At 72.1% G+C, this 24,532-nt stretch carries 22 protein-coding genes; 16 read left to right on the plus strand and 6 right to left on the minus strand.

All coding sequences use genetic code 11. The features are described 5' to 3' along the window. Positions 1 to 107: 107 nt before the first annotated feature. Positions 108 to 1,088: a calcium/sodium antiporter gene (locus tag C9F13_RS12085; RefSeq protein ID WP_108446526.1), complete on the minus strand. Its 981-nt coding sequence runs from the start codon at positions 1,086 to 1,088 to the stop codon at positions 108 to 110. A 109-nt stretch (positions 1,089 to 1,197) separates the two neighbouring features. Between C9F13_RS12085 and C9F13_RS12090 the strand changes: the two genes are divergently transcribed. The 12 genes from C9F13_RS12090 (at position 1,198) to C9F13_RS12145 (ending at position 14,452) form a co-directional block, all read left to right on the plus strand. Beyond that, a complete protein-coding gene (locus C9F13_RS12090) occupies positions 1,198 to 2,547 on the plus strand; it encodes a paraquat-inducible protein A (protein ID WP_108446527.1) in 1,350 nt (449 codons plus the stop codon). Beyond that, positions 2,544 to 4,244, plus strand: coding sequence for an intermembrane transport protein PqiB (pqiB, locus tag C9F13_RS12095; protein WP_108446528.1), 1,701 nt, complete (start codon positions 2,544 to 2,546; stop codon positions 4,242 to 4,244). Before C9F13_RS12090 ends, pqiB begins: the two co-directional genes overlap by 4 nt. Continuing rightward, positions 4,241 to 4,834 (plus strand): PqiC family protein, encoded by a 594-nt coding sequence (locus C9F13_RS12100; protein ID WP_108446529.1) that lies wholly within the window; start codon positions 4,241 to 4,243, stop codon positions 4,832 to 4,834. The genes pqiB and C9F13_RS12100 overlap by 4 nt, the downstream gene beginning before the upstream one ends. Positions 4,835 to 4,970: 136 nt before the next feature. Continuing rightward, positions 4,971 to 6,278 (plus strand): DEAD/DEAH box helicase, encoded by a 1,308-nt coding sequence (locus C9F13_RS12105; protein WP_108446530.1) that lies wholly within the window; start codon positions 4,971 to 4,973, stop codon positions 6,276 to 6,278. 110 nt (positions 6,279 to 6,388) lie between these two features. Beyond that, positions 6,389 to 6,889: a hypothetical protein gene (locus tag C9F13_RS12110; RefSeq protein WP_108446531.1), complete on the plus strand. Its 501-nt coding sequence runs from the start codon at positions 6,389 to 6,391 to the stop codon at positions 6,887 to 6,889. 6 nt (positions 6,890 to 6,895) lie between these two features. Beyond that, positions 6,896 to 7,423, plus strand: a complete 528-nt coding sequence (locus C9F13_RS12115; RefSeq protein ID WP_108446532.1) for a hypothetical protein — start codon at positions 6,896 to 6,898, stop codon at positions 7,421 to 7,423. 46 nt (positions 7,424 to 7,469) lie between these two features. After that, positions 7,470 to 8,630, plus strand: a complete 1,161-nt coding sequence (locus tag C9F13_RS12120; RefSeq protein WP_108446533.1) for an MFS transporter — start codon at positions 7,470 to 7,472, stop codon at positions 8,628 to 8,630. Positions 8,631 to 8,661: 31 nt separating this feature from the next. After that, positions 8,662 to 9,378: an ABC transporter ATP-binding protein gene (locus C9F13_RS12125; RefSeq protein ID WP_108446534.1), complete on the plus strand. Its 717-nt coding sequence runs from the start codon at positions 8,662 to 8,664 to the stop codon at positions 9,376 to 9,378. A gap of 4 nt (positions 9,379 to 9,382) precedes the next feature. After that, positions 9,383 to 11,746 (plus strand): ABC transporter permease, encoded by a 2,364-nt coding sequence (locus C9F13_RS12130; protein ID WP_108446535.1) that lies wholly within the window; start codon positions 9,383 to 9,385, stop codon positions 11,744 to 11,746. A 35-nt stretch (positions 11,747 to 11,781) separates the two neighbouring features. Beyond that, positions 11,782 to 13,002: an efflux RND transporter periplasmic adaptor subunit gene (locus C9F13_RS12135; RefSeq protein WP_108446536.1), complete on the plus strand. Its 1,221-nt coding sequence runs from the start codon at positions 11,782 to 11,784 to the stop codon at positions 13,000 to 13,002. Positions 13,003 to 13,091: 89 nt separating this feature from the next. Continuing rightward, a complete protein-coding gene (locus C9F13_RS12140) occupies positions 13,092 to 14,144 on the plus strand; it encodes an asparaginase (protein ID WP_108446537.1) in 1,053 nt (350 codons plus the stop codon). Positions 14,145 to 14,215: 71 nt separating this feature from the next. Continuing rightward, positions 14,216 to 14,452 carry a DUF2789 domain-containing protein gene (locus tag C9F13_RS12145; RefSeq protein ID WP_108446538.1) on the plus strand — a complete coding sequence of 79 codons (237 nt, stop codon included), beginning with the start codon at positions 14,216 to 14,218 and terminating at the stop codon, positions 14,450 to 14,452. A gap of 81 nt (positions 14,453 to 14,533) precedes the next feature. Here C9F13_RS12145 and C9F13_RS12150 read toward each other — a convergent pair whose 3' ends face one another. Both C9F13_RS12150 and trhP read right to left on the minus strand, forming a co-directional pair. After that, entirely contained in the window at positions 14,534 to 14,944 is a 411-nt protein-coding gene (locus C9F13_RS12150) for an SRPBCC family protein (RefSeq protein ID WP_108446539.1), read from the minus strand. 89 nt (positions 14,945 to 15,033) lie between these two features. Next, entirely contained in the window at positions 15,034 to 16,446 is a 1,413-nt protein-coding gene (gene trhP / locus C9F13_RS12155) for a prephenate-dependent tRNA uridine(34) hydroxylase TrhP (RefSeq protein WP_108446540.1), read from the minus strand. A 221-nt stretch (positions 16,447 to 16,667) separates the two neighbouring features. On the opposite strand from trhP, the gene queC reads away from it, so the two are divergent. From queC to C9F13_RS12175, 4 genes are read left to right on the plus strand one after another with little or no spacing between them, the layout of a single operon-like run. After that, positions 16,668 to 17,396 carry a 7-cyano-7-deazaguanine synthase QueC gene (queC, locus tag C9F13_RS12160; RefSeq protein ID WP_108446541.1) on the plus strand — a complete coding sequence of 243 codons (729 nt, stop codon included), beginning with the start codon at positions 16,668 to 16,670 and terminating at the stop codon, positions 17,394 to 17,396. Next, the gene (gene queE, locus C9F13_RS12165; RefSeq protein ID WP_108446542.1) at positions 17,396 to 18,052 is read left to right on the plus strand and encodes a 7-carboxy-7-deazaguanine synthase; all 657 of its coding nucleotides are present in this window, start codon (positions 17,396 to 17,398) and stop codon (positions 18,050 to 18,052) included. The genes queC and queE overlap by 1 nt, the downstream gene beginning before the upstream one ends. Beyond that, positions 18,052 to 18,897, plus strand: a complete 846-nt coding sequence (locus C9F13_RS12170) for a 6-carboxytetrahydropterin synthase (RefSeq protein WP_108446543.1) — start codon at positions 18,052 to 18,054, stop codon at positions 18,895 to 18,897. The genes queE and C9F13_RS12170 overlap by 1 nt, the downstream gene beginning before the upstream one ends. Beyond that, complete coding sequence (locus tag C9F13_RS12175; protein WP_108446544.1) at positions 18,894 to 19,172, plus strand: YkgJ family cysteine cluster protein; 279 nt, start codon at positions 18,894 to 18,896, stop codon at positions 19,170 to 19,172. Before C9F13_RS12170 ends, C9F13_RS12175 begins: the two co-directional genes overlap by 4 nt. An 87-nt stretch (positions 19,173 to 19,259) precedes the next feature. Here C9F13_RS12175 and C9F13_RS12180 read toward each other — a convergent pair whose 3' ends face one another. Genes C9F13_RS12180 through C9F13_RS12190 form a run of 3 tightly spaced genes read right to left on the minus strand, consistent with a single transcriptional unit; the run spans position 19,260 to position 24,298 of the window. Beyond that, on the minus strand, positions 19,260 to 23,174 hold the full coding sequence (locus tag C9F13_RS12180) for an ATP-binding protein (RefSeq protein ID WP_108446545.1): 3,915 nt from the start codon (positions 23,172 to 23,174) through the stop codon (positions 19,260 to 19,262). Positions 23,175 to 23,207: 33 nt separating this feature from the next. Next, complete coding sequence (locus C9F13_RS12185) at positions 23,208 to 23,849, minus strand: MiaE family protein (RefSeq protein WP_108446749.1); 642 nt, start codon at positions 23,847 to 23,849, stop codon at positions 23,208 to 23,210. Continuing rightward, the gene (locus C9F13_RS12190; protein WP_108446546.1) at positions 23,849 to 24,298 is read right to left on the minus strand and encodes a DUF1289 domain-containing protein; all 450 of its coding nucleotides are present in this window, start codon (positions 24,296 to 24,298) and stop codon (positions 23,849 to 23,851) included. Before C9F13_RS12190 ends, C9F13_RS12185 begins: the two co-directional genes overlap by 1 nt. Positions 24,299 to 24,532: the final 234 nt, after the last annotated feature.

The raw sequence follows: 24,532 nt of genomic DNA on the forward strand, positions 1-24,532 counted from the left end.
CGGGAAGCGCTCGTGAGGCGCATCCTACGCCCGCGTCGTGACGGCTGTCAGGCGCTTCGCGAGGGTCATCGCGCGTCGCATTGTCGCAGCGGGCTATTGCAAAGGATTCAGCCGCCGCCCCCGACCACCAGGCTGATCATGTAGGCGGTGTAGCCAAGGAACATCGCCAGCAGCGCGGCGCCCTCATAGCGGTTGATGCGCCCCGGCCGGCCGCGCCAGCCGATGGCGAAGAACGCCATCGTCGCGGTCATGACCGTCATCAGGCTCCAGTCGCGCAGCAGCACCTCGCCGCCGGCCTCGATGGGCGCGATCACCGCGGCCAGCCCCACCACCCCCAGGGTGTTGAAGAGGTTCGAGCCGACCACGTTGCCAAGCACCAGGTCATGCTCGCCCCGGCGCAGGGCGCTGATCGAGGAGGCGAGCTCCGGCAGCGACGTGCCCACGGCCACCACCGTCAGGCCGATCACCAGGTCGCTGACGCCGAACCCCTGGGCGATGGCCACCGCCCCCCACACCAGCACCCGGGAGCTGACCACCAGCAGCACCAGGCCCACGCCGGTCCAGACCAGCCCGGCCTTCAGCGACATGGGGTGGGCCTGCAGGCTCTCTTCGGTGTCGCTGCCGAGCACGTCGCTCCCCTGGCGCATGCCGAGGTAGATGCTGTAGCCGATGAAGGCGGCCAGCAGCCCCAGCAACAGCGTGCCCTCGAGCCGGTCGATCACACCGCCCCACAGCAGCGCAGCGGAGCCCAGGGTGACGGCGCCCAGCACCGGCAGCTCGCGACGCACCACGCCGGAGTGCACCGCCAGCGGCGAGATCAGCGCCACCAGGCCCAGGATCAGGCCGATGTTGGCGATGTTGGAGCCGTAGGCGTTGCCCAGCGCCAGGCCGGGATTGCCCTGGCTGGCCGCCAGGGCCGAGACCACCAGCTCCGGGGCCGAGGTGCCGAAGCCGATCACCAGCATGCCGATCAGCAACGGCGAGAGCCCCAGTCGCGCCGAGGTCGCCGCGGCCCCGTCGACGAAGCGCTCGGCGCTCCACACCAGCAGGACCAGGCCTGCCACCACCGCTATCGCGGGCACTATCATGTCGTCTCCTCGGGTACATTCAGGCGTGCATGTTTGACTATGGTGCCCCCCGCGTCAACGTGACACACTTTCCCGGTGACGACATCACCGCCAGGAGACCCCCATCGCCGTGCCCAGGCCTGTCCTACGCGCCCCTACCCTGCCCCGCGGCACCCCGCTGGTGGATCGCTCGCCGCCGGAGACGCGCACCTCGCGGCGCCGGCTGCGGGCCTGCCACGAGTGCGACTGGATGACGGCCCTGCCGCCGCTGCACGGCGGCGAGAGGGCCGAGTGCCCGCGCTGCGGCCACGTGCTGGCCACCCGCCACCGCCAGCCGGCCCAGCGCAGCATGGCGCTGGCGCTGGCCTCGCTGGTCGCCCTGGCGCTGGCCGTCTCCTTCCCCTTCATCAGCTTCACCGTCAGCGGCATCGGCAATCGCATCGAGCTGACCCAGACCGCCACCACCCTGATCGGCTTTCACCAGCCGCTGGTGGCGATCGCGGTGGTGCTGACCATCGGCGTGCTGCCCGCCGTCTACCTGGTGGGCGTGGTGTGGCTGCAGGCCGGGCTGCTGCGCGGGGAGCCGCTGCCGGCGAGCCGCAGCATCGCCCGCTCGCTCGCCCACCTGCACCCCTGGATGATGGCCGACGTCTTCATCGTCGGGGCCCTGGTGAGCCTCATCAAGATCGCCGCCATGGCCGAGGTGGGGCTCGGCATCTCCTTCTGGGCCTTCTGCGCCTTCGCGCTGCTGCTGCTGCTGACCACTCAGTCGCTGGACGCCGACTGGATGTGGTTCTCCCTGGCCGGCGAGCCCCTGGCGCCGAAGGGCGCCCGCACCGGCGAGACCGCCGCCCCCCAGGGGCTGGCCGGCTGCGCCACCTGCGGCCTGGTCAATCGCCTCGACGCCGCCGGCCACGGCCGCTGCCGCCGTTGCAGCGAGCGCCTGCATGCCCGCAAGCCCGACAGCCTGCAGCGCACCTGGGCACTGCTGGCGGCCGCCACGCTGATGTACGTGCCGGCCAACCTCTACCCGATCATGACCACCACCAGCCTCGGTCACGACACCCCCTCCACCATCATCGGCGGCGTGGTGCAGCTGCTGCAGATGGGCTCCTGGCCGGTGGCGGCGGTGATCTTCGTCGCCAGCGTGATCGTGCCGGTGGGCAAGCTGGTGGCCCTGGCCTGGCTCTGCCTGGTGGTGAAGCGCAGCGACGAGCTCAACGCGGCGACCCGCACGCGGCTCTACCGGCTCACGGAATTCATCGGTCGCTGGTCGATGGTCGACGTCTTCGTGGTGGCGATCCTGGTGGCGCTGATCCGCGCCGGCGCCCTGCTGTCGATCACCCCCGGCCCCGCGGCGCTGGCCTTCGGCGCGGTGGTGGTGCTGACCATGCTCGCCGCCATGACCTTCGATCCCCGACTGCTCTGGGACGCGCCGCTGCCGCGTGATGCCCGACCCGCCCAAGGAGCGACGCCATGACCGACACTCCCGCCCCGCCCGAGCGAGACGGGCAGCGCGCACGCGCCACGCCCCAGGCCCGGCTGTCGCCGATCTGGATCGTGCCCATCGTGGCGATCCTGATCGGTGCCTGGCTGGTCTTCGACAACTACCGCAGCCGCGGGCCCGAGATCACCCTGGTCACCGACAGCGCCGAGGGGATCGAGGCCGGCAATACCCTGATCAAGACCCGCAACGTCGAGGTCGGGCGGGTCGAGCGGGTACACCTCTCGGAGGATCTGACCCGGGCGGTGATCACCGCCCGCATGAGCCCCGACACCGACGACATGCTGGTCGAGGACAGCCGCTTCTGGGTGGTCAAGCCGCGCATCGGCCGCGAGGGGATCAGCGGCCTGGGCACGGTGCTCTCCGGCGCCTACATCCAGCTCGAGCCGGGCCAGAGCGAGATCGACGCCCGGGAGTTCGAGGTCAGCGACCAGCCGCCGGTCTCGCCGGCCGGCGCCGAGGGGCTGCGCATCAACCTGATCAGCCAGCTCGGCGACGCGCCGAGCGTCGGCGACCCGGTCACCTTCCAGGGCCTCACCGTCGGCCGCGTCGAGGAGGCCAACTTCGACGGCACTACCCGGCGCATGCACCATCGCCTGTTCATCGAGAGCCCCTACCACGAGCTGGTCACCGACGGCACCCGCTTCTGGGCCGCCAGCGGCGTCGACGTGCGCCTCGACTCCGAGGGCTTTAGGGTCAACATCGACTCCATGGAGGCGCTGATCGGCGGCGGCGTCACCTTCGGCGTACCCGAGGACCTCCCCCAGGGCAGGCCCGTGGACGAGGACACCACCTTCACCCTCTACCCCGACGAGGAGAGCGCCCGCCAGGGCACCTTCAGCCGCTACTTGGAGTACGTGCTGCTCATCGAGGACACCGTGCGCGGCCTCTCCCGGGGGGCACCGGTGGAGTTTCGCGGCGTGCGGGTCGGCACCGTGGCCGCCGTGCCCTGGCAGTTCACCGCCCCCCAGCCCGACTCCCGCGACAACTTCGCCATCCCGGTGCTGATCCGCATCGAGCCCCAGCGCCTGGGCGTCGACGCCGAGGCGCTGGACCTCGAGCAGTGGCGGACGCGCTTCGAACGGCTCTTCGGGCTGGGGCTCACGGCCTCGCTGAAGAGCGGCAGCCTGCTCACCGGGGCGCTGTTCGTCGACCTCAACTTCCAGCGCAACGAGGCGGGCGAGCCGGAGGTCGAGTACGTCGCCGAGAGCTTCGCCGAGCGCACCGTCTTCCCCACGACCTCCAGCGGCCTGGCCCAGATCCAGGCGCAGGTGACGGCCCTGCTCGACAAGCTCAACGGCCTGGAGCTCGAGTCGCTGCTAGCCGGGCTCGACCGCAACCTCGACGCCTCCGAGGCCACCCTCGAGGAGGTGAAGTCGCTCACCGCGAGCGTGCGCGGCCTGGTCGAGGAGCCCGGCCTGCGCGAGCTGCCCGGCACCCTCAACGCCACCCTCGAGTCGCTGCGCACCACCCTCGACGGCGTGTCGCCCCAGTCCCGCGCCTACCGCGACGTCAGCACGACGCTGGAGCAGCTCGAGCGCCTGCTGCGCGACCTGCAGCCCACCGCGCGCACCCTGCGCGACAACCCCAGCGCCCTGCTCTTCGATCGACTGGACACCGAGGACCCGATCCCCCGGGCGCCGACCTCCACCCCGCAAGGAAGCTCGCCATGACCCCGATCAAGGCCCTCGCCGCGGCCCTGGCTGCGCTGTGGCTGGCCGGCTGCGCCACCGATGCCCCACCGGCCAACCGCTACACCCTGCCGGATGACGCCCTGGCGGCCCCCGCCGCGCTGGCCGGGGCAGAGGCCGACCACCGCCTGATCGTCGCCCAGCCGAGCCTGGCGCGCTTCCTGGCGGTCGACGGCCTGGTCCTGCAGCTCGACGACATCACCTTGAACGAGGCGAGCCGCCACCTCTGGGCCGAGCCCCTCGGGCTGCAGCTCGAGCGCCGCCTGAGGGCACGCCTGGCGGCCCGCCTGCCGGACACCCGCATCCTCGGCGAGACCGCCGGCGAGCCCCGGGAGGCCGCCGCCACCCTGCGCCTCACGGTGGACCGCTTCCAGGGCCGCTTTGATGGCCAGGCGGTGGTGGCGGGCCAGTGGCAGCTGCGCGACGCCGAGGGCGCCCTGCAGGCGCTCTCCCCCTTCGCGGTCGAGGTGCCCCTGGCCCGCGACGGCTATCCCGCCCTGGTCCGCGCCCTGGGCCGCGGCTGGGATACGGCGGTCGACGAGATCGCCGGCGAAATCAAACGGCTGCGCTGACGCACGCGCTGTGGCATACTGCGCGCCACGCGGCGATCGATGGTCCCTCCTGCCGCGATTCCTTTTCCACGCCTTGGCCAGGGACTGACCGCGTCGATACGACGCGGCGCGACCAGGGCGTCTCTGCGGAGACCGCATGACCTTTTCCGACCTCGGCCTGCGTGCCGAACTGCTCCGTGCCGTCGAGGCACAGGGCTATACCACCCCGACCCCGATCCAGCACCAGGCGATTCCCGCCGTCCTCAAGGGCGGTGACCTGCTGGCCAGCGCCCAGACCGGCACCGGCAAGACCGCCGGCTTCACCCTGCCGATGCTGCAGCGCCTCGCCGATGGCCCGCGCCCGGCCCCGCGCCAGATCCGCGCCTTGGTGCTGACCCCGACCCGCGAGCTCGCCGCCCAGGTGGGCGAGAGCGTGGCCGACTACGGCCGTCACCTGACGCTCTCCTCCCACGTGATCTTCGGCGGGGTCGGCCAGCAGCCCCAGGTCGACGCCATCCGCAAGGGCCTCGACGTGCTGGTGGCCACCCCGGGTCGCCTGCTCGACCTGCAGCAGCAGAAGCACGTCGACCTCTCGAAGGTCGAGATCCTGGTGCTCGACGAAGCCGACCGCATGCTCGACATGGGCTTCATCCACGACATCAAGAAGATCCTGCGCGTGCTGCCGGAGAAGCGCCAGAACCTGCTGTTCTCGGCGACCTTCTCCAACGAGATCCAGGCGCTCGCCAACAAGCTGCTCGACGAGCCGGCGATGATCGAAGTGGCGCGCCGCAACACCACCGCCGAGACCGTCGACCAGGCGATCTACCGCGTCGACCGCGAGAAGAAGCGCGACCTGCTGGCGCACCTGATCACCCGCCACGACTGGCATCAGGTGCTGGTGTTCACCCGCACCAAGCACGGCGCCAACCGCCTGGCCGAACAGCTGTCCAAGCAGGACATCCCGGCCATGGCGATCCACGGCAACAAGAGCCAGTCGGCGCGCACCAAGGCGCTGGCCGCCTTCAAGACCGGCGACCTGCAGGTGCTGGTGGCCACCGATATCGCCGCCCGCGGCCTGGACATCGAGGAACTGCCCCACGTGGTCAACTTCGAGCTGCCCAACGTCGCCGAGGACTACGTGCACCGCATCGGCCGCACCGGCCGGGCCGGCAGCGAAGGCAAGGCCGTGTCGCTGGTCTGTGTCGACGAGCATGGCCTGCTCAAGGGCATCGAGCGGCTGATCAAGCGCGACCTCGAGAAGCGCATCGAACCCGGCTTCGAGCCCGATCCCAACGCCAAGCCCGAGCCGATCGAGAACGGCCGCGGCAAGCGTGGCGGCGATGGCGGTCGCGGCGGCCAGGGACAGCGCCGTCAGGGCCAGGCCGCCGGCCAGGGCCGCGGCGGCGACGAGGCCCGCGCCCCGCGGCGCCGTCGCGGTGGTCGTGGCGGCTCGCGCCAGGCCTGATCGCCGACCCGACGGCCTGCCTGGCGGACTGCATCATGATATGCGAATGTAGTCCGCCGGGCGCCTCATCCTCGACCGCTCCCGTCCATTCTCCACGTCAGGATGCTCCCATGGATGACATGAACCTGATCCGCGACTACCGGCGCTGGCTGAGCTTCCAGCACCAGGCCCGGCTCGACCGCGAACACCAGGCGGCGAGCCAGCGCCTCGACGAGGCCAAGGTGTCGGCCACGCGCATGACCGAGGCCTACCGCAGCATGGCCGAGAAGGGCGCCAGCGAAGGGGCCAGCTATCGCACCCTCTTCCTGCGCGATCACGGCGACACGGCGCTGGCCTGCGAGGGCTGGCTGTTCGTGCGCCGCGTGCTGGCGGAAGGCGGCTCCACCCGGGTGCGCGCCACCCTGCTGACCACCTTCACCCTCGAGACGGGCCGCCTCGAGCCCGGCAGCCGGCCGGCCGAGAAGCTGACGCTGGAGATCTTCGACCAGCTCAACCTCGAGCGCGGCGTGAGCAGCGTGGTGCGCGTCGATCGCACCGATGGCGGTCGCGACACGCGCTTCATCACCCTGCTGGACACCGTGCGAGGCGACCTGCGCCGTCATATGGTGTAGTCCGGCATGTTCAAGAAGCTGTTCGGCAAGACCCCCGTCAGGGTCTGGGTGATCAAGCAGATCGACCCCGACCTGCTGCACCTGTGCGGCCAGGCCGAACTGCCGCCCGAGGCCAGGCGCAAGCAGGTGCTCGCCGAGCTGTCGCGCGGCGAGTACCGCGGCGCGGTGCACATGGCGGGGGGCGGGCTGGTCTACAACGCGCGGCTGTTCGCGGCCCTGGTCCCCCTCGACGAACTGACCCTCGACGACGACGGCCAGGCCCACTGGCAGGGGCGCCGCTGGCGCGTGAGCCAGGTGCCCCAGCGCTGCTGGGCCTACGAGGGGCCGCTCGTCGCCGAGCCGGCGCGCCATGCCGGCGGTTCGGGCCTGGTGAGCAGCGAGGATGTCTCGGGCCTGCGCTCGCGCATCGATTCCGACACCCCGACGCTTCCCGGCACGGTCACCTTCCGGGCCGACAACGAGCTCGAGACGCCCGACCCCTTCGACCCGCGCGGCGCCTACCGATCGCCGGTGCGCCCCGGGAGGCACCATTAGACCGCGGGGCCCCGAGGCCCGCCGGCTGGCGCTGTTCGTCGGCCTGATGGTGTTGGTCGGGCTCAACCTGCGCCCGGCGCTCTCCACCCTCGCCCCGGTGCTCACGCGCATCCAGCAGGACACCGGGCTCTCGGCGCTGGCGGTCGGGGCCCTGACCACCCTGCCGGTGCTCTGCCTGGGGATCTTCGCCCCGCTGGCCCCCTGGCTCGCCAAGCGCTTGGGCCCCGAGAACACCCTGGCCGCCGCCCTGCTGCTGCTGGCCGGCGGCCTGGCGCTGCGCGGCGTGCCGGCGGTGGTCGCGCTCTACGGCGGCACCCTGATGGTCGGCGCCGCCATCGGCGTGGCCGGCACCCTGCTGCCGGCACTGGTCAAGCGCGAGCTGCCGGCCGGCGCCGACCTGATGACCGGCGTCTACACCATGGCGCTGTGCCTCGGCGGCGCCCTGGGGGCGGGGCTCAGCGTGCCGCTGGCCGATTACCTGGGGAGCTGGTCGGCGGGACTCGCCAGCTGGGCGCTGCTGGCACTGGCCGCCCTGGTGGCCTGGCAGGTATTGATGCCGCGCCACGACGCCGCCGCGGGCGTGCCCGAGACCGGGGGTTCCGTACGTGAACTGCTCGGCCAGCCGCTAGCCTGGCAGGTGATGCTCTACATGGGCAGCCAGTCGTCGCTCGCCTACATCGTCTTCGGCTGGCTGCCGACCCTGCTGATGGCCCGCGGCTACAGCGAGGCGGAGGCCGGCTGGATGATGGGCGCCTCGGTGATGGTGCAGCTGCTCTCGGCCCTGGCGGCGCCCTGGCTGGCGCGCCTGGGCCGCGACCAGCGCCCCGCCCTGCTGATCGTGCTGGCCATGGTCGCCGGCGGTTTCTGGCTGCTGCTCCAGGCGCCCGCCGTGTGGCGCTGGCCCGGCGCCGTGCTGCTGGGGCTCGGCCAGGGCGGCGGCTTCAGCCTCGCGCTCACCCTGATCGTGCTGCGCACCGCCACCTCGCGCCTGGCCGGCAAGCTCTCGGGACTGGTGCAGGGCGGCGGCTACACCCTGGCCGCCCTGGGCCCGCTGGCGATCGGCGTGATGCTGCAGTTCGACGTCGGGCTCGCCGTCCTGACCCGGGTGCTGCTGGGCATCGTCGCCGTCAGCATGGGCTTCGCCCTGTTCGCCGGGCGCAACCGTCGCCTGGAGGTCGACGACGCGGGACGGCTCTGCACCCGCTAGACTCCAGTCGAGAGACGGCGGAGCGCGGCGGATGGACGACGACAGGGACGTGGTGCTGAGGACCCGGGGGCTGACCCGGCACTACCGCATGGGCGAGGTCACCATTAAGGCGCTGCGCGGCGTCGACCTCGACCTGCACCGCGGCGAGCTGATCGTGCTGCTCGGCGCCTCGGGCTCCGGCAAGTCGACCCTGCTCAACCTCCTCGGCGGCCTGGACCGCGCCTCGTCCGGCAGCCTCCGCTACGGCGATGACGACCTCACCCACGCCTCCCAGCGCCAGCTGACGGCCTACCGGCGCCACCACGTCGGCTTCGTCTTCCAGTTCTACAACCTGATCGCGAGCCTGACCGCCCGCGAGAACGTGGCGATGGTCACCGACATCAGCCGCGACCCGCTGACGCCCGAGACGGCCCTCGCCCGGGTCGGTCTCGAGGAGCGACTCGACCACTTCCCCTCCCAGCTCTCCGGCGGCGAACAGCAGCGGGTGGCGATCGCCCGGGCGATCGCCAAGCGCCCCTCACTGCTGCTCTGCGACGAGCCGACCGGGGCGCTGGACTCCCGTACCGGCATCCGCGTGCTCGAGGTGATCGAGACCCTCAACCGCGAGTCCGACACCACCATGGCGATCATCACCCACAACGCGGTGATCGGCGAGATGGCCGACCGGGTGGTGCACCTGCGCGACGGCCGCGTGGAGGGCATCACGGTGCCGGCCCGGCGCCGCCGCGCCGCGGAGCTCGAGTGGTGAGCCCATGAGGGCTTTGCGGCGCAAGCAGCTGCGCGACCTCGAGCGCCTGAAGGGGCAGGCGCTGGCCATCGCCGTGGTGATCGGCGGCGGGGTGATGACGCTGATCCTCGCGGTGACGATGCTCGACGCCCTGACCCGGGCCCAGGAACGCTTCTACGCCAGCCACCACTTCGCCGAGGTGTTCGCCGACGTCACCCGCGCCCCGCTGGGGCTCGTCGAGCGCCTGCAGCGCCTGCCCGGGGTCAACCTCGTCGAGGCCCGGGTGGGTGCGCCGGTACGTCTCACGGTGCCAGACTTCCGCGACCCGGTGCGCGGCCAGCTGGTGTCGATTCCCGACGGCCGCCAGCCGACGCTGAACCGCCTGCACCTGCTGGCCGGCCAGCTGCCCACCGCCGGGCGCGAGGGCGAGGTGGTGGCGAGCGACGCCTTCGCCGCGGCCCACGGGCTCGTGCCCGGCGACCAGATCGAGGCGATCATCGACGGGCGCCACACGCGCCTGACGCTGAGCGGCATCGCCCTGAGCCCGGAGTTCCTCTACCAGGCCGGCCCCACCGACCTGGTCCCCGACTACCGGCGCTACGCCATCCTCTGGATGAACGAGACGGCGCTGGCCGATGCCTACGGCATGGAGGGCGCCTTCAACCAGCTCTCGCTGACCCTGCAGGCGGGGGCCGACCAGGAGGGCGTGATCGATGCCCTGGACCTCGCCCTCGCCCGCTACGGCGGCACCGGCGCCCGCCCCCGCCACGACCAGCCGTCGCATCGCTTCCTCGAGGAGGAGCTCGACCAGCAGCGCGCCCAGGCGACGATCCTGCCCACCGTCTTCCTGCTGGTCTCGGCCTTCCTGCTCCACGTGGTGATGTCCCGCCTGATCGGCACCCAGCGCCAGCAGATCGCGCTGCTCAAGGCCTTCGGCTACCGCGATGCCGAGCTGGCCCGCCACTACGGCGGCCTCGCCCTGCTGATCGTGCTGCTGGGCTGGGGGCTCGGGGTGGGGCTCGGCGCCTGGAGCGCGCGGGGGATGGCCGGGCTCTATGCCGAGTACTTCCGCTTCCCCGAGCTGCGCTTCCCGATCCCGCCCTGGGCGCTCGCCCTCTCGCTGCTGCTGGCCGCCCTCTCGGCACTGGCCGGCACCGGGCGGGCGGTCTGGCAGGCGGTCGGCGCCCCGCCCGCCGAGGCGATGCGCCCGCCGGCGCCCGAGCGCTTCCGGCGCACCTGGCTCGAGCGCTCGCCGCTGGGCCACGCACTCGGCAGCGAGGGGCGCATCGTGCTGCGCCAACTGGGCCGGCAGCCGGCCAAGACGGCGCTGTCGGTGACCGGCATCGCCCTCTCGGCGGGCCTTTTGATGATGGGCGCCTGGCAGCTCGCGGCGATCGACCGGATGCTCGATCGCCAGTACCGGGAGATCCTGCGCATGGACATCGAGCTGACCTTCAACGACCCCACCCCGGAGCGGGCCCTGGGCGAGCTTCGCCACCTGCCCGGCGTGCTGGCCGCGGAGCCCTGGCGCCGCGTGCCCGCCACCCTGATCCACGGCCACCGCCGCTACCGCACCGCCCTCACCGGCCTCGAGGCCCGGCCCCTGCTGCGCCCGGTCGTCGATGCAAGAGGCCAGGCGCGACCGCTGCCCCCCGAGGGCCTGGTGCTGACCCGCTACCTCGGCGAGTGGCTGGGGGTCGAGGCCGGCGATACCCTGGAGGTCGCGATCATGGAGGGCCATCGCCGCCGGGCGTCGCTGCCGGTGGCCGCGCTGGTCGACGAGCCGATCGGGGTCGGCGCCTACCTGCGCCGCGAGCGGCTCAACCGCCTGATGCGCGAGGGCCCCGCCATCGGCGGCGCCTGGCTGCTGGTCGACGCGGCCCACCGCACGGCGCTGATCGCGGCCCTCGACGAGCTGCCGGCGGTGGCCGGCATCGGGCTGATGGACGAGGCCGAGCGCGGCGTGCGCCGCTACCTGGACGAGACGCTGCAGGTCTTCGCCCTGGTGTTCGTGACCCTCGCCGGTTCGATCGCCTTCGGGGTGATCTACAACACCGCGCGGATCAGCTTCGCCGAGCGCTCCCGGGAGCTGGCCACCCTGCTGGTGCTGGGCTACACCCGGGCCGAGGTCTCGCGGATCCTGCTCGGCGAGATCCTGCTGCTGGGAGGGTTCGCCATCCTGCCCGGCTGGGCCGTCGGCGCGGGCTTCTGTGCCCTGCTCAGCGAGGCCTTCAGCAGCGAGCTGTTTCGTATTCCGCTGATCTTCACGCCGCGCATCTTCGCCATCTCGGCCCTCGGCGTGATCGCGGCCTCGGCCCTGGTGGGAGGGCTGATGCTGCGCCGCCTGTGGCGCCTCGACCAGGTCGCCGTGCTCAAGGCGCCGGAGTGAGCCCGCCCGACCCTATCCCTGTCCCGGAGTCCACCATGCCTCGCGCCCCGCTCATCACGCTCTTCACCCCGCGCCGCCTGCTCTGGGCCCTGGCCACCCTCGCCGCGCTGGGCCTGCTGGCGTGGGCCCTGCACCCGGCCCCGGTCACCGTGACCACCGCCCCGGTGGCGCGCGCACCCTTCGTCGACGCGGTCAACGAGGAGGGGCGCACCCGGCTTCGCGAAACCTGGCACGTCACGGCGCCGATCACCGGCTACCTGCGACGCGTGATGCTGGAGGTAGGCGATGCGGTCGACCGGGGCCAGGTGCTGTTTCGTCTCGAGCCGAGTCCGGCGCCCGCCCTGGACGCTCGCAGCCGCGAGCAGGCCGAGGACGCCCTGCAGGCCGCCCAGGCCCGGCTCCATGCGGCCGAGGCCAACCTGGAGACGGCCCGGGCCGAGCGGCGCTTCGCCGAGGCCGAGTACCAGCGCTACCAGCGGCTCCACGAGCGCAACCTGGTCTCCACCGCCGACCTGGAGCATCGCGAGAGCCTGCGCGATCGCCAGCGCGCCCTGGAGCGGGCCGCCTCCTCGAGCGTCGAGGCGGCGCGCTTCGAGGTGGAGAGCGCCCGGGCGATGCTGGCGGTGACCAGCGGCCAGCGCAGCGGCAGCGATCAGCCGCTGCTCGAGGTGGCCGCCCCAGTGGCCGGCGTGGTGCTCGAGCGGTTTCGCTGCTGCGAGGGCACGGTGGAGGCCGGCCAGCCGATCCTCGAGCTCGGCCGCCTGGCGGACATGGAGATCCTCGTCGACCTGCTCTCCATGGACGCGGTGCGCCTGCGTCCGGGCATGGCGGTGCGCATCACCGGCTGGGGCGGACCTGTACTGTCCGGCGAGGTGCGACGCATCGAGCCCGCGGGCTTCACTCGCACCTCGGCGCTGGGCGTCGACGAGCAGCGGGTGCCGGTGATCGTCGATTTCGCCCCGGGCACCGATCCCGCCGCCCTGGGGCTCGGCAGCGGCTTCCGGGTCGAGGTGGAATTCCTGATCTGGCAGGCCGACGAGGTGCTGCAGCTGCCCACCAGCGCGCTCTTCCGCGACGACGGCCGCTGGGCGGCCTTCGTGGTCGAGGAGGGGCGCGCCCGGCTTCGCCACCTCGAGATCGGTCGCCAGAGCGGGCTCGCGAGCCAGGTCCTCGACGGCCTCGAGGCCGGGGAGCGCATCGTGACCCACCCGAGCGAGGCGCTCGCCGACGGCGCGGCAATCCGCGAGGACGCCTGACCCCTGGCGCTTAACACCCAGGCTTGCCTGGCGCCGCGCCGGCCGTATCATGGGACCCCCCAACCGCCCCAGACCCGCCAGGAGCCCCCATGACCGCCGGACCCGACCTCGACGCCCCCGTACTGGTGATCTACACCGGTGGCACCCTCGGCATGGTGCCGGGCCCCCGGGGGCTCACGCCGGGCCGCGACATCGAGGCCCGCCTGCGCCGGGCGCTCGCCGCCCTGCCCCCGGCCCGCCAGGCGAGCCTGCCCGCCTTCGAGGTGCTCGAGACCGACCGCCCCATCGACTCCAGCAGCGCCACCCCCGGGGACTGGCAGGCGCTGGCCGCACTGGTGGCCCGCCACTACCGCCGCCACGCCGGCATCGTCATCCTCCACGGCACCGACACCCTGGCCTGGACCGCCGCGAGCCTCGCCTTCCAGCTGCAGGGGATCGATCGCCCGGTGATCCTCACCGGCGCCATGCGCCCGCTGGAGGCCGAGGGCAGCGACGCCACCGCCAACGTCGAGGATGCCCTGCGCTTCGCCGTCATGCCGCGCCTCCAGGAGGTGGCGCTATGCTTCGCCGGCCGGCTGCTGCGCGGCTGCCGCAGCCGCAAGTGGCAGACGCAGGACGCCGCGGCCTTCGATAGCCCCAACTTCGCGGCGCTCGGCGAGCGGGTCGACACGGAGGTGGTGCTCTACCCCGGCCGGGGGCTGGCGGATCATCAGCGCGGCGCCCCGCGCTTCGAGCTGCCCGACTACGCGCCACTGTCGGCGGGCGGCGTGGTACGCCTGGCGCTGTGGCCGGGCCTTCAGGCCTGGCAGGTCGAGGCCTGGCTCGACGATGAGAGGGTCCGCGGCGCGGTGCTCGAGGTGTGGGGCGGCGGCAACCTGCCGGAGGATCCGGCGCTGGCCGGGGTCCTGGCCCGGGCCAGCGGCGAGGGCAAGCTGCTGGCCGCGCTGAGCCAGTGCCCCCACGGCGCCGTGGCCTTCGGCGGCTATGCCGCGGGCCAGGGGCTCAAGGACGCCGGCGTGCTCTCGGCCGAGGACATGACCCCCGAGGCGACCTTCGCCAAGCTGATCCATCTGCTCGCCCAGCCCCTGGAGGAGCGCGAGCGCCGCCGGCGCTTCCTGACGCCGCTGGTCGGCGAGCGTTGACGCGCAGCATGCACGCCGGCGCGGAAATCGCTAAGGTGGGAGGACCCTCACCGGTCAGCAGGAGTCACTCCATGGAACACCCCGACCACCCCTTCAGCGAACTCTTCGAGCAGCTCGGCCTCGCCTCGGATCACGCGGCGATCAAGCGCTTCATCGACCGCCACGCGCCGATTCCCGAGGAGATTGCCCTGCCGGACGCCCCCTGCTGGAACGAGGGCCAGGCGGAATTCCTGCGCGAGGCCCTCGAGGAGGACGCCGACTGGGCCGAGGTCGTCGACCACCTCGACGCCTCGCTGCGCAAGGGCTGAGGCGCACGCCCACAGCACGACGCCGCCCGTCACGATGACGGGCGGCGTCGTTTTCGGCCAGACGAAAGTCTTGCGGGAGGGCTAGAGCCGCGCCTCGACGCGCTCCAGGATCTGGCGGCTCACCTTGCCCACCAGGGGCCTCGCCGCCCGGTTGACGGCCTTCTCCAGCAGCCGGTTGCGGATCGTGTAGGTCAGCGTCAGGGCCACCTCGGTGCCCCCCTCGACGGGGGTCAGGCGGTAGCAGCCCTGGTTGTGGACGCCGTCCAGCGACTCCCAGGCCAGCACCTCCGGCGAGCGCGCCTCGGTGATGGCGACGTCGAAGGTCCAGTCCATCCCCACCGCGTGGACGTGCCAGCGGTAGCGGTCCTGACCCAGCGGCTCGATGGCCTGGATCAGGTCGGAGTAGTCGGCGAAGTCCTCGACCCGCTCGAGCAGGGCGAAGACCCGTTCCGGGGGTGCCTTGAGAATCGCGCTATGTTCGATGGTCGCCATGACGCTCCCTGTGTGACTGCCAACGGCTCGCTCGCCAATGGTCCCCTACCTTGTCGCCGACGGCCGGGGATGTCCAGCCGCGCGGCGTCTCAGAGGTCGCGCATCAGCAGTGCGAACTCGATGCGTTCGGGGGAGATCGCCTCGCCCGGCACGGGAATGCGCACCACGTGGCCGGAGCCCGGCGCCGCGCCCACCGACTCGCCGCGCCGGTTCTCGATGTGCTCGAGCGTGAAGCGACGGTTGCCGCCGGGCAGCATCAGCTCCATGGAGTCGCCGACCTCGAAGCGGTTCTTGACGTCGATCTCCAGCACGCCACGATCCGGGTCATAGGCGGTGATCTCGCCGACGAACTGCTGGTGCACGCCCACCGAGTTGCCCTGCTCGTAGTTCTGGTACTGGTCGTGGACGTGGCGACGGTAGAAGCCCTCCGTATAGCCCCGGTTGGCCAGGTTGTCGAGCTCGTCCATCAGGCGCATGTCGAAGGGGCGGCCGGCCACGGCGTCGTCGATGGCGCGGCGATAGACCTGGGCGGTGCGCGCCACGTAGTAGGGCGACTTGGTGCGCCCCTCGATCTTCAGCGAGGTGACGCCCATCTCGGCCAGGCGCGGCACGTGCTGGACCGCGCGCAGGTCCTTGGAGTTCATGATGTAGGTGCCGTGCTCGTCCTCATAGACCGGCATCAGCTCGCCGGGCCGGGTGCGATCCTCGATCAGCGCCGAGAGCTCGTCCTGGCCCTCGGTGCCGCCGGCGGTGGCGGTGCTCGCCTCGGCGCTGCCGCCGCCCGAGGCGATCAGCCCGCCCTCCTGGCCCGGGGTCCAGATGCCGCTGGCGGCGTGGGCGCGGGCCGAGTTGGCCGGCACCAGGTCGCCGGTCTCGTCCTCGGCGGCCGCCACGGTGTTGTACTTCCAGCGGCAGGCGTTGGTGCAGGTGCCCTGGTTGGGGTCGCGGTGGTTGAAGTAGCCGGAGAGCAGGCAGCGCCCGGAGTAGGCGATGCACAGCGCGCCGTGGACGAAGGTCTCGATCTCGAGATCCGGGCACTCGGCGCGGATCTGGGCGATCTCCTCGAGCGACAGCTCCCGGGACAGGATGATGCGGCTGATGCCCTGCTGCTGCCAGAACTTGGCGGCCGCGTAGTTGACCACGTTGGACTGCACCGAGAGGTGGATCACCTGCTCGGGCCAGCGCTCGCGGATCATCATGATCAGGCCGGGATCGGACATGATCAGCGCGTCCGGCCCGGCCTCGATCACCGGCTCCATGTCGCGCAGGTAGGTCCTGAGCTTGCTGTTGTGCGGCGCGATGTTGGAGGCCACGTAGAACTGCTTGCCCCGCTCGTGGGCGTAGGCGATGCCCTTGTGCAGGTTGTCGATCTTGAAGTCGTTGTTGCGCACGCGCAGCGAGTAGCGCGGCTGGCCGGCATAGACCGCGTCCGCCCCATAGGCGAAGGCGTAGCGCATGTTCTTGAAGGTGCCGGCGGGCGACAGCAGTTCAGGGGCTTTCATGGAATTCACCGTTGTCAGGACGATGGCACCGTCGGCGGCCGCGGCCGCGGGGGTGCAAGGGGTGTGGGAAGGCGCGAAAGTCTAGCAATTGGCACCGATTCTGGCCAGATCCGGCGGCCTTGCGTACACTGTCGCGCGCCGGACCGGACCCCGGCGCCCTCTCCCGCCGCGTGGCCCGATACGCAGCGGGGGCGACAAATTCTCCGACCAGAGTCTCCGACATGACCCACTCCCCCGCTCCCGCCACCGTGGTGATCTACTCCGGCGGCATGGACTCCTTCACCGTGCTGCACCGCGCCCTGCGCGAGGGCCTCGATGTACACGCCCTCTCCTTCGACTACGGCCAGCGCCATCGCCGCGAACTCGAGGTGGCCGCGCGCGTCTGCCGTGAACTCGGTGTGCCCCACCAGGTGGTCGACATCACCGCCATCCACGGTCTGATCGACAACTCGGCGCTCACCGACGCCAGCCGCGCCATGCCCGAGGGCGACTACGCCGAGGACAACCTGACCGCCACCGTGGTGCCCAATCGCAACATGGTGCTGCTGTCACTGGCCATCGCCAAGGCGGTCAACATCGGCGCCGGCCGGGTCGACTACGGCGCCCACGGCGGCGACCATGTGCTCTACCCGGACTGCCGCCCGGCCTTCGTCGAGGCGATGAACGACGTGGCCGGCATCGCCAACTTCGCGCCGGTGACGATCCACGTCCCCTACCTGCGTTCGAGCAAGGCCGAGATCCTCGCCGAGGGCCTGGCCATGGGCCTCGACTACGCCGACACCTGGACCTGCTACCGCGGCGAGGACCTCGCCTGCGGGCGCTGCGGCAGCTGCCGGGAGCGCCTGGCGGCCTTCGCCGCCCACGGCGCCGTCGATCCCCTGGGCTATGCAGAGCGGCCCGACCCCACCGCCGAGACCGAGCGGGCCGATCCCGACGCGGGAGAGTCCTGATGTACAGCGTCAAGGAAGCCTTCTACTCGCTGCAGGGCGAGGGGGGCCAGGCGGGGCGCGCCAGCGTCTTCTGTCGCTTCAGCGGCTGCAACCTCTGGTCGGGCCGCGAGGCGGACCGGGCCAGCGCGGCCTGCCGCTTCTGCGATACCGACTTCATCGGCACCGACGGCCAGCACGGCGGTCGCTTCCGGGATGCCGCGGCGCTGGCCGACCACCTCACCGCCCTGTGGCCCGATCACGGCGGGGTGGCCACCCCCTACGTGGTGTTCACCGGCGGCGAGCCGCTGCTGCAGCTCGACGCGGCCCTGATCGCCGCCATGCATGAGCGCGGCTTCGAGGTCGCGGTGGAGACCAACGGCACCCTGCCGGTGCCCGCCGGCATCGACTGGCTCTGCGTGAGCCCCAAGGGCGACAACCCGCTGGTCGTCACCGGCGGCGACGAGCTCAAGCTGGTCCACCCCCAGGCCGGGATCACCCCCGAGCGCTTCGCGCGGCTGGACTTCGCCCACTTCTTCCTGCAGCCCATGGACACCGCCCCCGGGGGCCTCTCGGGCGATGCCGCTCTCGATCCCATGGCCGAGACCGTGGCCTACTGCCTGGCCCATCCCCAGTGGCGGCTGTCGCTGCAGACCCACAAGATCGCAGGAGTCGACTGATGACCCTCTTCGTCAACCGCCTCACCCAGCTCGACGCCTCGCTGTGGTGCCCGCGGCGCGGCCTGGTCGGCGCCAGCTGGCAGGTCGATGCCGAACTCGACGGCGAGCTCGGCGAGGACGGCATGCTCTTCGACTTCGGCGAGGTGAAGCCCTGGATCAAGGCCGCGATCGACGGCGGCGTCGATCACACCCTGCTGGTGCCGACCGAGGCGCTGGGGGTGACGCTGCACGACTGCCGTGAGGGCCTCTGCCTGCGCAGCGACACCCCCTACCCGCTGGAGATGCGCGCCCCGCGCCAGGCCATGAGCCTGCTGCCCTGGCCCGAGATCACCGCCGAGCGCCTCGCTCGCCACCTGGCCGACGAGCTGATGCGCCGGCCGCCGCCGCGGGTCGACGCCGTCCGCCTGACCCTGCGCGAGGAGGCGATCGAGGGCGCCGCCTACGGCTACAGCCACGGCCTGAAGCGCCACGCCGGCAACTGCCAGCGCATCGCCCACGGCCACCGCTCGCGGCTGCACGTCTGGCAGGAGGGGCGGCGCCAGCCGGCCATCGAGGCGCGCTGGGCCGAGTGGCTCAGCGAGCGCTACCTGGTCGACGAGGCGGACATCGTCGAGGACGACGACCCGGGCCTCGACGACCGGCTGACCACCCGCTACCGCGCCGAGCAGGGGCAGTTCTTCCTGCGCCTGCCCCGGGACCGCTGCGCCGTGCTGCCGACCCCCACCACCGTGGAGCAGATCGCCGCCTGGCTGGCCGAGGCCATCGCCCGGGAGAGCGGCCGGGCCACCCGGGTCCAGGCCTTCGAGGGGATCGACAAGGGGGCCATCGCCGAGGCGCGCCCGTGAGCGGCGCGCACGCGACCGCCTCCCCCGGCGAGTGCCGCCCGGGCTGCGGCGCCTGCTGCATCGCCCCCTCGATCAGCTCGCCGATCCCCGGCATGCCCGAGGGCAAGCCGGCGGGGGTGCGCTGCGTCCAGCTCGACGACGCCAACCTCTGCCGGCTGTTCGGCGACCCGCGCCGCCCCGCGGTCTGCGCGCGCTTCGACCACGACCCCGAGCTGTGCGGCGACCACCGCGAAGAGGCCCTCGAACGCATCGCGGCCCTGGAGCTCGCCACCTGAGCGACGGCGATACGTCGTCCCAAACAACGACAGCGGCGCCCCTCGGGGCGCCGCTGTCGTTCCAGGGACTCGATGGCGAGCCTGGCCTCAGGAGGAGAGGTCCTCGGCGTGGGGCAGGCGACGGTCGAGCAGGCTTCGCCAGCGCATCAGCACCGGGGCATCGCCGTGGCTCACCACGCCCAGCAGGCGACGGAACTCTGCCCGGGCCGCCTCGTCCCGCGGGTCGATCAGCGTCAGCCAGAGCTCCAGCGCCGAGAGCTGCTGGTGCAGGTTGCCGTCTTCCCGGGCATGCGCCAGGGCCTGCTCGGCCAAGCTCTTGACCTCCTCGCGGGCGTGCCCCAGGCGATGACGGATCCGCGCCAGGTTGAGCGCCAGCTCAGAGACGAACAGCGTGGTGCGCTCGCGGGCGATCATCAGGCACTGATCGAGGTAGTCCTCGGCCCGGGAGAGCTCGCCCAGGGCCACGCAGGCATCCACGTACCACAGCGCCGGGCGCTGGTAGGGATCGCGCCCGGTGACCTCGGCCAGCTCCTCCAGGGCCGCCTCGATCTGGGCCAGGCCGTCGCGGTCGCCGGAGAGCGCCCGCTGCCAGCCCAGCACGCAGCGCGAGGCGACCTGCCAGAGGTGCAGGTCCGGCGTGCCGGTCAGCTCGAAGGCGCGCTCGGCGCGCACGGTGGCCAGGTGCACGTGACCCAGCTGGCGGTAGAGGGCCGCGGCGTACATCAGCGCCATGGCCAGGCTGCCCGGGTGGTTGATGCGCTCGGCCAGGCGAATGGCCGACTCCACCTGCCGCTCCGCCCGCTGGTAGTCGCCGCGCAGGCAGAGCGCCCAGCCCTGGAAGCAGGCCGCGGCCACCTGGGGGTGATCGGAGAACGGCAACCACTCGATCATCATCGAGGAGTTGAGCGGGTCGATCTCCTCGAGATGGTCGTAGGCCTGGGAGATGCGCCCGGCCCAGTACTCGCAGCTGGCGCGGGCGAAGTCGGCCAGGCGCCGGTAGCGGGGATCCTCCAGGCGGTCGGCGAGGCCGGCCAGCCGCGAGGCCAGCGAGAAGGCGTCGGCATGGGCATGGCGCTGGCTGCAGCCCACCCACAGCCCCCACTTGACCAGGAAGGCCTGCTCCAGGTCGCCGCCCTCCTCCGGGCCGCCCGGCTGCTGGGCCAGCAGTTCCCGGGCGCGCACGAAGCTCTCGTGGGCGGTGGGCGAGCCGTGGCCCTCAAGGGCGAAGGCCGCCTGGCCGCGCACGGTGAGCAGGCTGATCTCGCGCTCCGCCTGATCCTCGACGTGACGCAGGCTGGCGAGGCCAAAATCCGCCATCTTCAGCGCCGTGCGGTTGGCGCTGACCTTGAGCGCCTCCCGGGCGGCCAGCTCGAAGTAGCGGGCGCCGCGGGCGTAGTGGCCGCTGCGCCGCAGGTGGGTGGCGAAGTCGCCGGGGTGGCGACTGATCCACATCGGGAAGTGCTCCTCGATCAGGCTGACCACCTGGCGGTGGATGCTGACCCGCACGTCCCGCGGGCAGGCCAGGTAGGCGGCCTCCTGGAGCAGCTGATGGGTGAACTGGTACTCGCGCTCGGCGGACTCGCCGTCGGCCGGCTCGATGATCTCCAGGCGCCGCATGTGCTCCAGCGCCGCGGAGAGGCGGCTCATCTCCCAGCCGCTGCACTCGGCGAGGAAGTCGAGGCGGAAGCGCCGCCCCAGCACCGCCGCCACGTGGGCCACCTCGCGGTCGCCATCGAGCTGGTCGATGCGGCTCGCCAGCAGGCCCAGCAGGCCGTGGGGCAGCTCGTCGAGCTGCACGCTGCGCCCCTCGCGGCGATCCATGTCCACCCGCCGGCAGATCTCCTGCAGGTAGAGCGGCACCCCGTCGCAGCGCTCGATGATCTGGCCGCGCAGCCGCGGGCTGAGGTGGATGCGGTAGCGACGCGCCAGCTGCGAAAGCAGCCGGGAGGACTGGGTCGGGTCGAGCCGTCCCAGCGAGATCTGCTGGTCCCAGTGCAGCCGGGACGGCAGCGCCTCGCGGCCGTGGTGGCTGGCCACCAGCAGGAAGGGACAGTTGATCGGCAGCCGCGCCTGCAGGCCGGCCAGCACCTTGAAGGAAGGCTCGTCGAGCCACTGCAGGTCGTCGATCATCAGCACCAGGGTGCGCTGGCGGGTCAGCTCGCCGATCAGGCGGTGCAGCAGCCCGACGACGAGCTCCACGGCCTCGCCGCTCTGGGCCAGCGCGGTGATCTCGCGAGGCTCACGCACGCCGAGCGCCTCCTCGAGGAGCAGCCGCGGGTCGCTGTCGGGGGCCAGCGCCTCGTCGTCGGCCAGCAGGCGCGAAATCGCGGCCTCGTCGATGCGCCCGCCCAGGTGCCAGCGCAGCAGCTGACGCGCCACGCCGTAGGGCTCCTGCACGGAGAGCCGGGTGGTCGGCTGCCAGCAGATCGCCGCCTCACGGCTCTGCTCGAGCTGGCGAAAGCCCACCAGCAGCGCCGACTTGCCGAGCCCCGAGGGGCCGCGCACCAGCACGCTCTGGCGCAGGCCGATGCCGGCCCGGGCCAGGGCGTCGCGCAGGGTGCGCAGCGAGGTCTCGCGCCCCACCAGGCTCGGCGGCAGCGCCTCGCGCCCGCCCTCGTTGGCGCCGAGCACCAGCGCGCGCAGGCGCACGCGCCCGTCGCTGGCCACCAGACGCGTGGAGAGCCGGGGCTGCAGGTCCAGGGCCGGCGGCATGTGCTGGCTGGCGTCCTGGGAGATCACCAGCTCGCTGCCGCCGGCGGCGCTCATCAGGTCCAGGGAGCCCTGGGTCACCTGCCCCAGCGGGTCGACCAGGTGGCGCTCGGGCAGATAGACCACCCGCCCGCTGTCGAGGCCCGCCGCCAGCTCGATGCTGGGCGGCTCGCCCTCCCCGCTCCAGTGGCGCAGCGACTCCTCGGGCAGCACCCGGCGGCAGTGCTCGTAGAGCGCGACCAGCTCGGCCAGCTGGTGGGCCGGACCGTGGGTGCCGAAGCAGGCCAGTCCCAGGCCGCCGGTCGCCCCGGGCAGCCAGAAGCCGCCCAGGTGGTGGCACTGCTGCTCGAGCCAGCGCATCAGCTCGACCTGCAGCGCCAGGCAGGCGCGGGCGTCGGCACGATCCGAGAGATCGGCCTTGAGGCGCAGGCGGATGGCCATCACCGAGAGCTGGCGCTGCTCGATCTCGTCCTCGCGCAGCGGCGCGCTGTCGGTGGCCAGGGTCCGCGAGAAGGCGCCGCTGGGCCCCAGCGGCGAGCCCTCGGCCGGCGCATCGGACCAGTAGCGGGCGAGCTGCAGGAAGGCGGGCTCGGGCTGCTGGCCGGAGAGCGCCAGCAGCTGCAGGTAGGCGTTGTACTGCTCGTGGGCGGCGGCCAGCTGTCCCTGCTCGGCGAGCTGGCGCACCAGCCGCTCGTGGAACGGGCCGTAGCCGGAGAAGCGGCTGACCAGCGCCTCCAGCACCGCGGCGGGCACCGGCTCCTGACGCTCCAGCACGCCCTCGGCGAAGCGGATCACCCGCTGGCGCCACTCGTTGCGCACCTGCACCAGCCAGCGCTGGTACTCGGCGCAGCTTCCGAGCTGCAGCTCCTCGACGAGGTCGCCCCGGTAGCAGGCGAGTGCCGCCTCGAGGGTCGCCACGTCGCCGGGGCCGTCGAGCAGCGCCTGCAGGCGGTGCATGTCGAAGCGCCAGGCCTCCGGCAGCCGGAAGGCGATGGTCTGGCGAGAGACCGCCAGCACCCGCTCGGCCTCGTCGCCCAGCGACTGGCGCAGGCAGTGCAGGGCGTGGCGCAGGTTGGTACGCCCGGACGACAGGCCCTGGTCGGGCCACAGCAGTTCGGCCAGGGTGGCGCGGTTGACGGGCTGGTCATGCAGCAGCAGATAGACCAGCAGCGCCTTGACCTTGTCGTAGCTGAACTGGGTCAGGACGTCGTCGCCCAGGTTCAGAGAAAAGTGGCCGAAGAGTGCCAGGTGATCCCGGTCGTTCTCGTGTACGTCGTCGGCTGCATCCCGCATGGTGAGCGTTCCTGCGTGGCGGAAGGGGTGGCCTCAGGCCGGCACACCGCTGTGAAAACGAAAGACCGTGTCCGGCGTGGTGACCAGCTCGGCCTCGCGATCGGTGAAGAAGGCGATGCGTGCGTCGATGGGCGCCGTGGCCAGGCGGCGCGCCAGCATCAGATAGTCCTCGAAATGGCGTCCTTCCGACTTAACCAGACTGCGATAGAACTTGGCAAGTTCAGCGTCCAGGTGCGGAATCAGCCGCGCGAAGCGCTCGCAGCTGCGCGCCTCGATCAGCGCGCCGATGATCAGGATGTCGATCAGCCGCTCGGGCTCCTCGCCGCGCACGTGCCGACGCAGCCCCTCGGCATAGCGCGAGGCGCTGATGTGGCGATAGACGATGCCCCGCGCCTCCATCAGCTTGACCACCTGCTCGAAGTGCAGCAGCTCCTCCCGGGCGAGCTGGCTCATCTTGGTCAGCAGCAGCGGCTGGTCGACGTAGCGGTAGAGCAGGCTCATGGCCGTGGAGGCCGCCTTCTTCTCGCACTGGGCGTGATCGATCAGCAGCAGTTCGGGGTTCTCCAGCGCCCAGGCCACCCAGGCATCCGGGGTGGCACAGGGCAGGAACGCGTGCAGCTCGGCGGGCAGCAGGTCCTGGCAAGCGGGCGATTCGAGGATGTCGGTCGAGGGCATCATGGTGTCGGCAGGTCGGTGGAAGCAAAGGAGGTCGAGAGGCGCCGGTCGGCGGCGGCCAGCAGGTCACGGGCAATCGCCGCGTGCAGGGCGGGGGCGTCCTGGTGCTCGAGGCCGGCCAGGCCATAACGCGCGAGCTCCTGGATGCGGCCGCGGCCCACCCGCAACAGCTCCACCGCGCGGGACAGCGCCGGCTGATCCTCGCGAAAGCGGATGCGATGGCGCTGCAGCTGGCTCTCGAGGAGCGCGGCGTCCTCGACCACCAGGTGGCGCGCGGCGATCTCGCCCCGCAGCCGGTCGATGTCGGCCAGGCGGTCGCGGCGCTCGCCGCCGCTGTAGGCCGGCCAGTCGCGGATCTCGCCGTCGGTGCGCTGACAGCCGCGACACACCCGGTCCCCGAGCGTGGTCGAACAGACGCCGACGCAGGGCGAGACGATGCGCTCTCCCATGTGACCTCCCGTTGACGTTCAGGTGGATTGGCAAACGATCATGGTACCGCGCAGGGCGGCGCTCTGGCATCCCGAAGTTGCCCCGCGCCCGTCACCGCCGACCAAAGTTCAAGGCGTCAACCACGGGCTCAACTTAACATTGTCGACAGTTTCCTCTAGAATCGCGGCACCGCTGACACCCTGGCCGATCGGGCGGGTCTGCCGGACCCGTTTCCGTGCCGAAGCGTGCCGTTC

The organism is Halomonas denitrificans (genome assembly GCF_003056305.1).
Classification (GTDB): domain Bacteria; phylum Pseudomonadota; class Gammaproteobacteria; order Pseudomonadales; family Halomonadaceae; genus Halomonas; species Halomonas denitrificans.

Coding starts and splice junctions, on each gene's coding strand:
- C9F13_RS12190 (WP_108446546.1), bottom strand. CDS start 24,298: ATGGGAGAGCGCATCGTCTCGCCCTGCGTCGGCGTCTGTTCGACCACG.
- C9F13_RS12145 (WP_108446538.1), top strand. CDS start 14,216: ATGGAACACCCCGACCACCCCTTCAGCGAACTCTTCGAGCAGCTCGGC.
- C9F13_RS12150 (WP_108446539.1), bottom strand. CDS start 14,944: ATGGCGACCATCGAACATAGCGCGATTCTCAAGGCACCCCCGGAACGG.
- queC (WP_108446541.1), top strand. CDS start 16,668: ATGACCCACTCCCCCGCTCCCGCCACCGTGGTGATCTACTCCGGCGGC.
- C9F13_RS12105 (WP_108446530.1), top strand. CDS start 4,971: ATGACCTTTTCCGACCTCGGCCTGCGTGCCGAACTGCTCCGTGCCGTC.
- C9F13_RS12110 (WP_108446531.1), top strand. CDS start 6,389: ATGGATGACATGAACCTGATCCGCGACTACCGGCGCTGGCTGAGCTTC.
- pqiB (WP_108446528.1), top strand. CDS start 2,544: ATGACCGACACTCCCGCCCCGCCCGAGCGAGACGGGCAGCGCGCACGC.
- C9F13_RS12100 (WP_108446529.1), top strand. CDS start 4,241: ATGACCCCGATCAAGGCCCTCGCCGCGGCCCTGGCTGCGCTGTGGCTG.
- trhP (WP_108446540.1), bottom strand. CDS start 16,446: ATGAAAGCCCCTGAACTGCTGTCGCCCGCCGGCACCTTCAAGAACATG.
- C9F13_RS12130 (WP_108446535.1), top strand. CDS start 9,383: ATGAGGGCTTTGCGGCGCAAGCAGCTGCGCGACCTCGAGCGCCTGAAG.
- C9F13_RS12180 (WP_108446545.1), bottom strand. CDS start 23,174: ATGCGGGATGCAGCCGACGACGTACACGAGAACGACCGGGATCACCTG.
- C9F13_RS12085 (WP_108446526.1), bottom strand. CDS start 1,088: ATGATAGTGCCCGCGATAGCGGTGGTGGCAGGCCTGGTCCTGCTGGTG.
- C9F13_RS12125 (WP_108446534.1), top strand. CDS start 8,662: ATGGACGACGACAGGGACGTGGTGCTGAGGACCCGGGGGCTGACCCGG.
- C9F13_RS12140 (WP_108446537.1), top strand. CDS start 13,092: ATGACCGCCGGACCCGACCTCGACGCCCCCGTACTGGTGATCTACACC.
- C9F13_RS12135 (WP_108446536.1), top strand. CDS start 11,782: ATGCCTCGCGCCCCGCTCATCACGCTCTTCACCCCGCGCCGCCTGCTC.
- C9F13_RS12115 (WP_108446532.1), top strand. CDS start 6,896: ATGTTCAAGAAGCTGTTCGGCAAGACCCCCGTCAGGGTCTGGGTGATC.
- queE (WP_108446542.1), top strand. CDS start 17,396: ATGTACAGCGTCAAGGAAGCCTTCTACTCGCTGCAGGGCGAGGGGGGC.
- C9F13_RS12170 (WP_108446543.1), top strand. CDS start 18,052: ATGACCCTCTTCGTCAACCGCCTCACCCAGCTCGACGCCTCGCTGTGG.
- C9F13_RS12120 (WP_108446533.1), top strand. CDS start 7,470: ATGGTGTTGGTCGGGCTCAACCTGCGCCCGGCGCTCTCCACCCTCGCC.
- C9F13_RS12185 (WP_108446749.1), bottom strand. CDS start 23,849: ATGCCCTCGACCGACATCCTCGAATCGCCCGCTTGCCAGGACCTGCTG.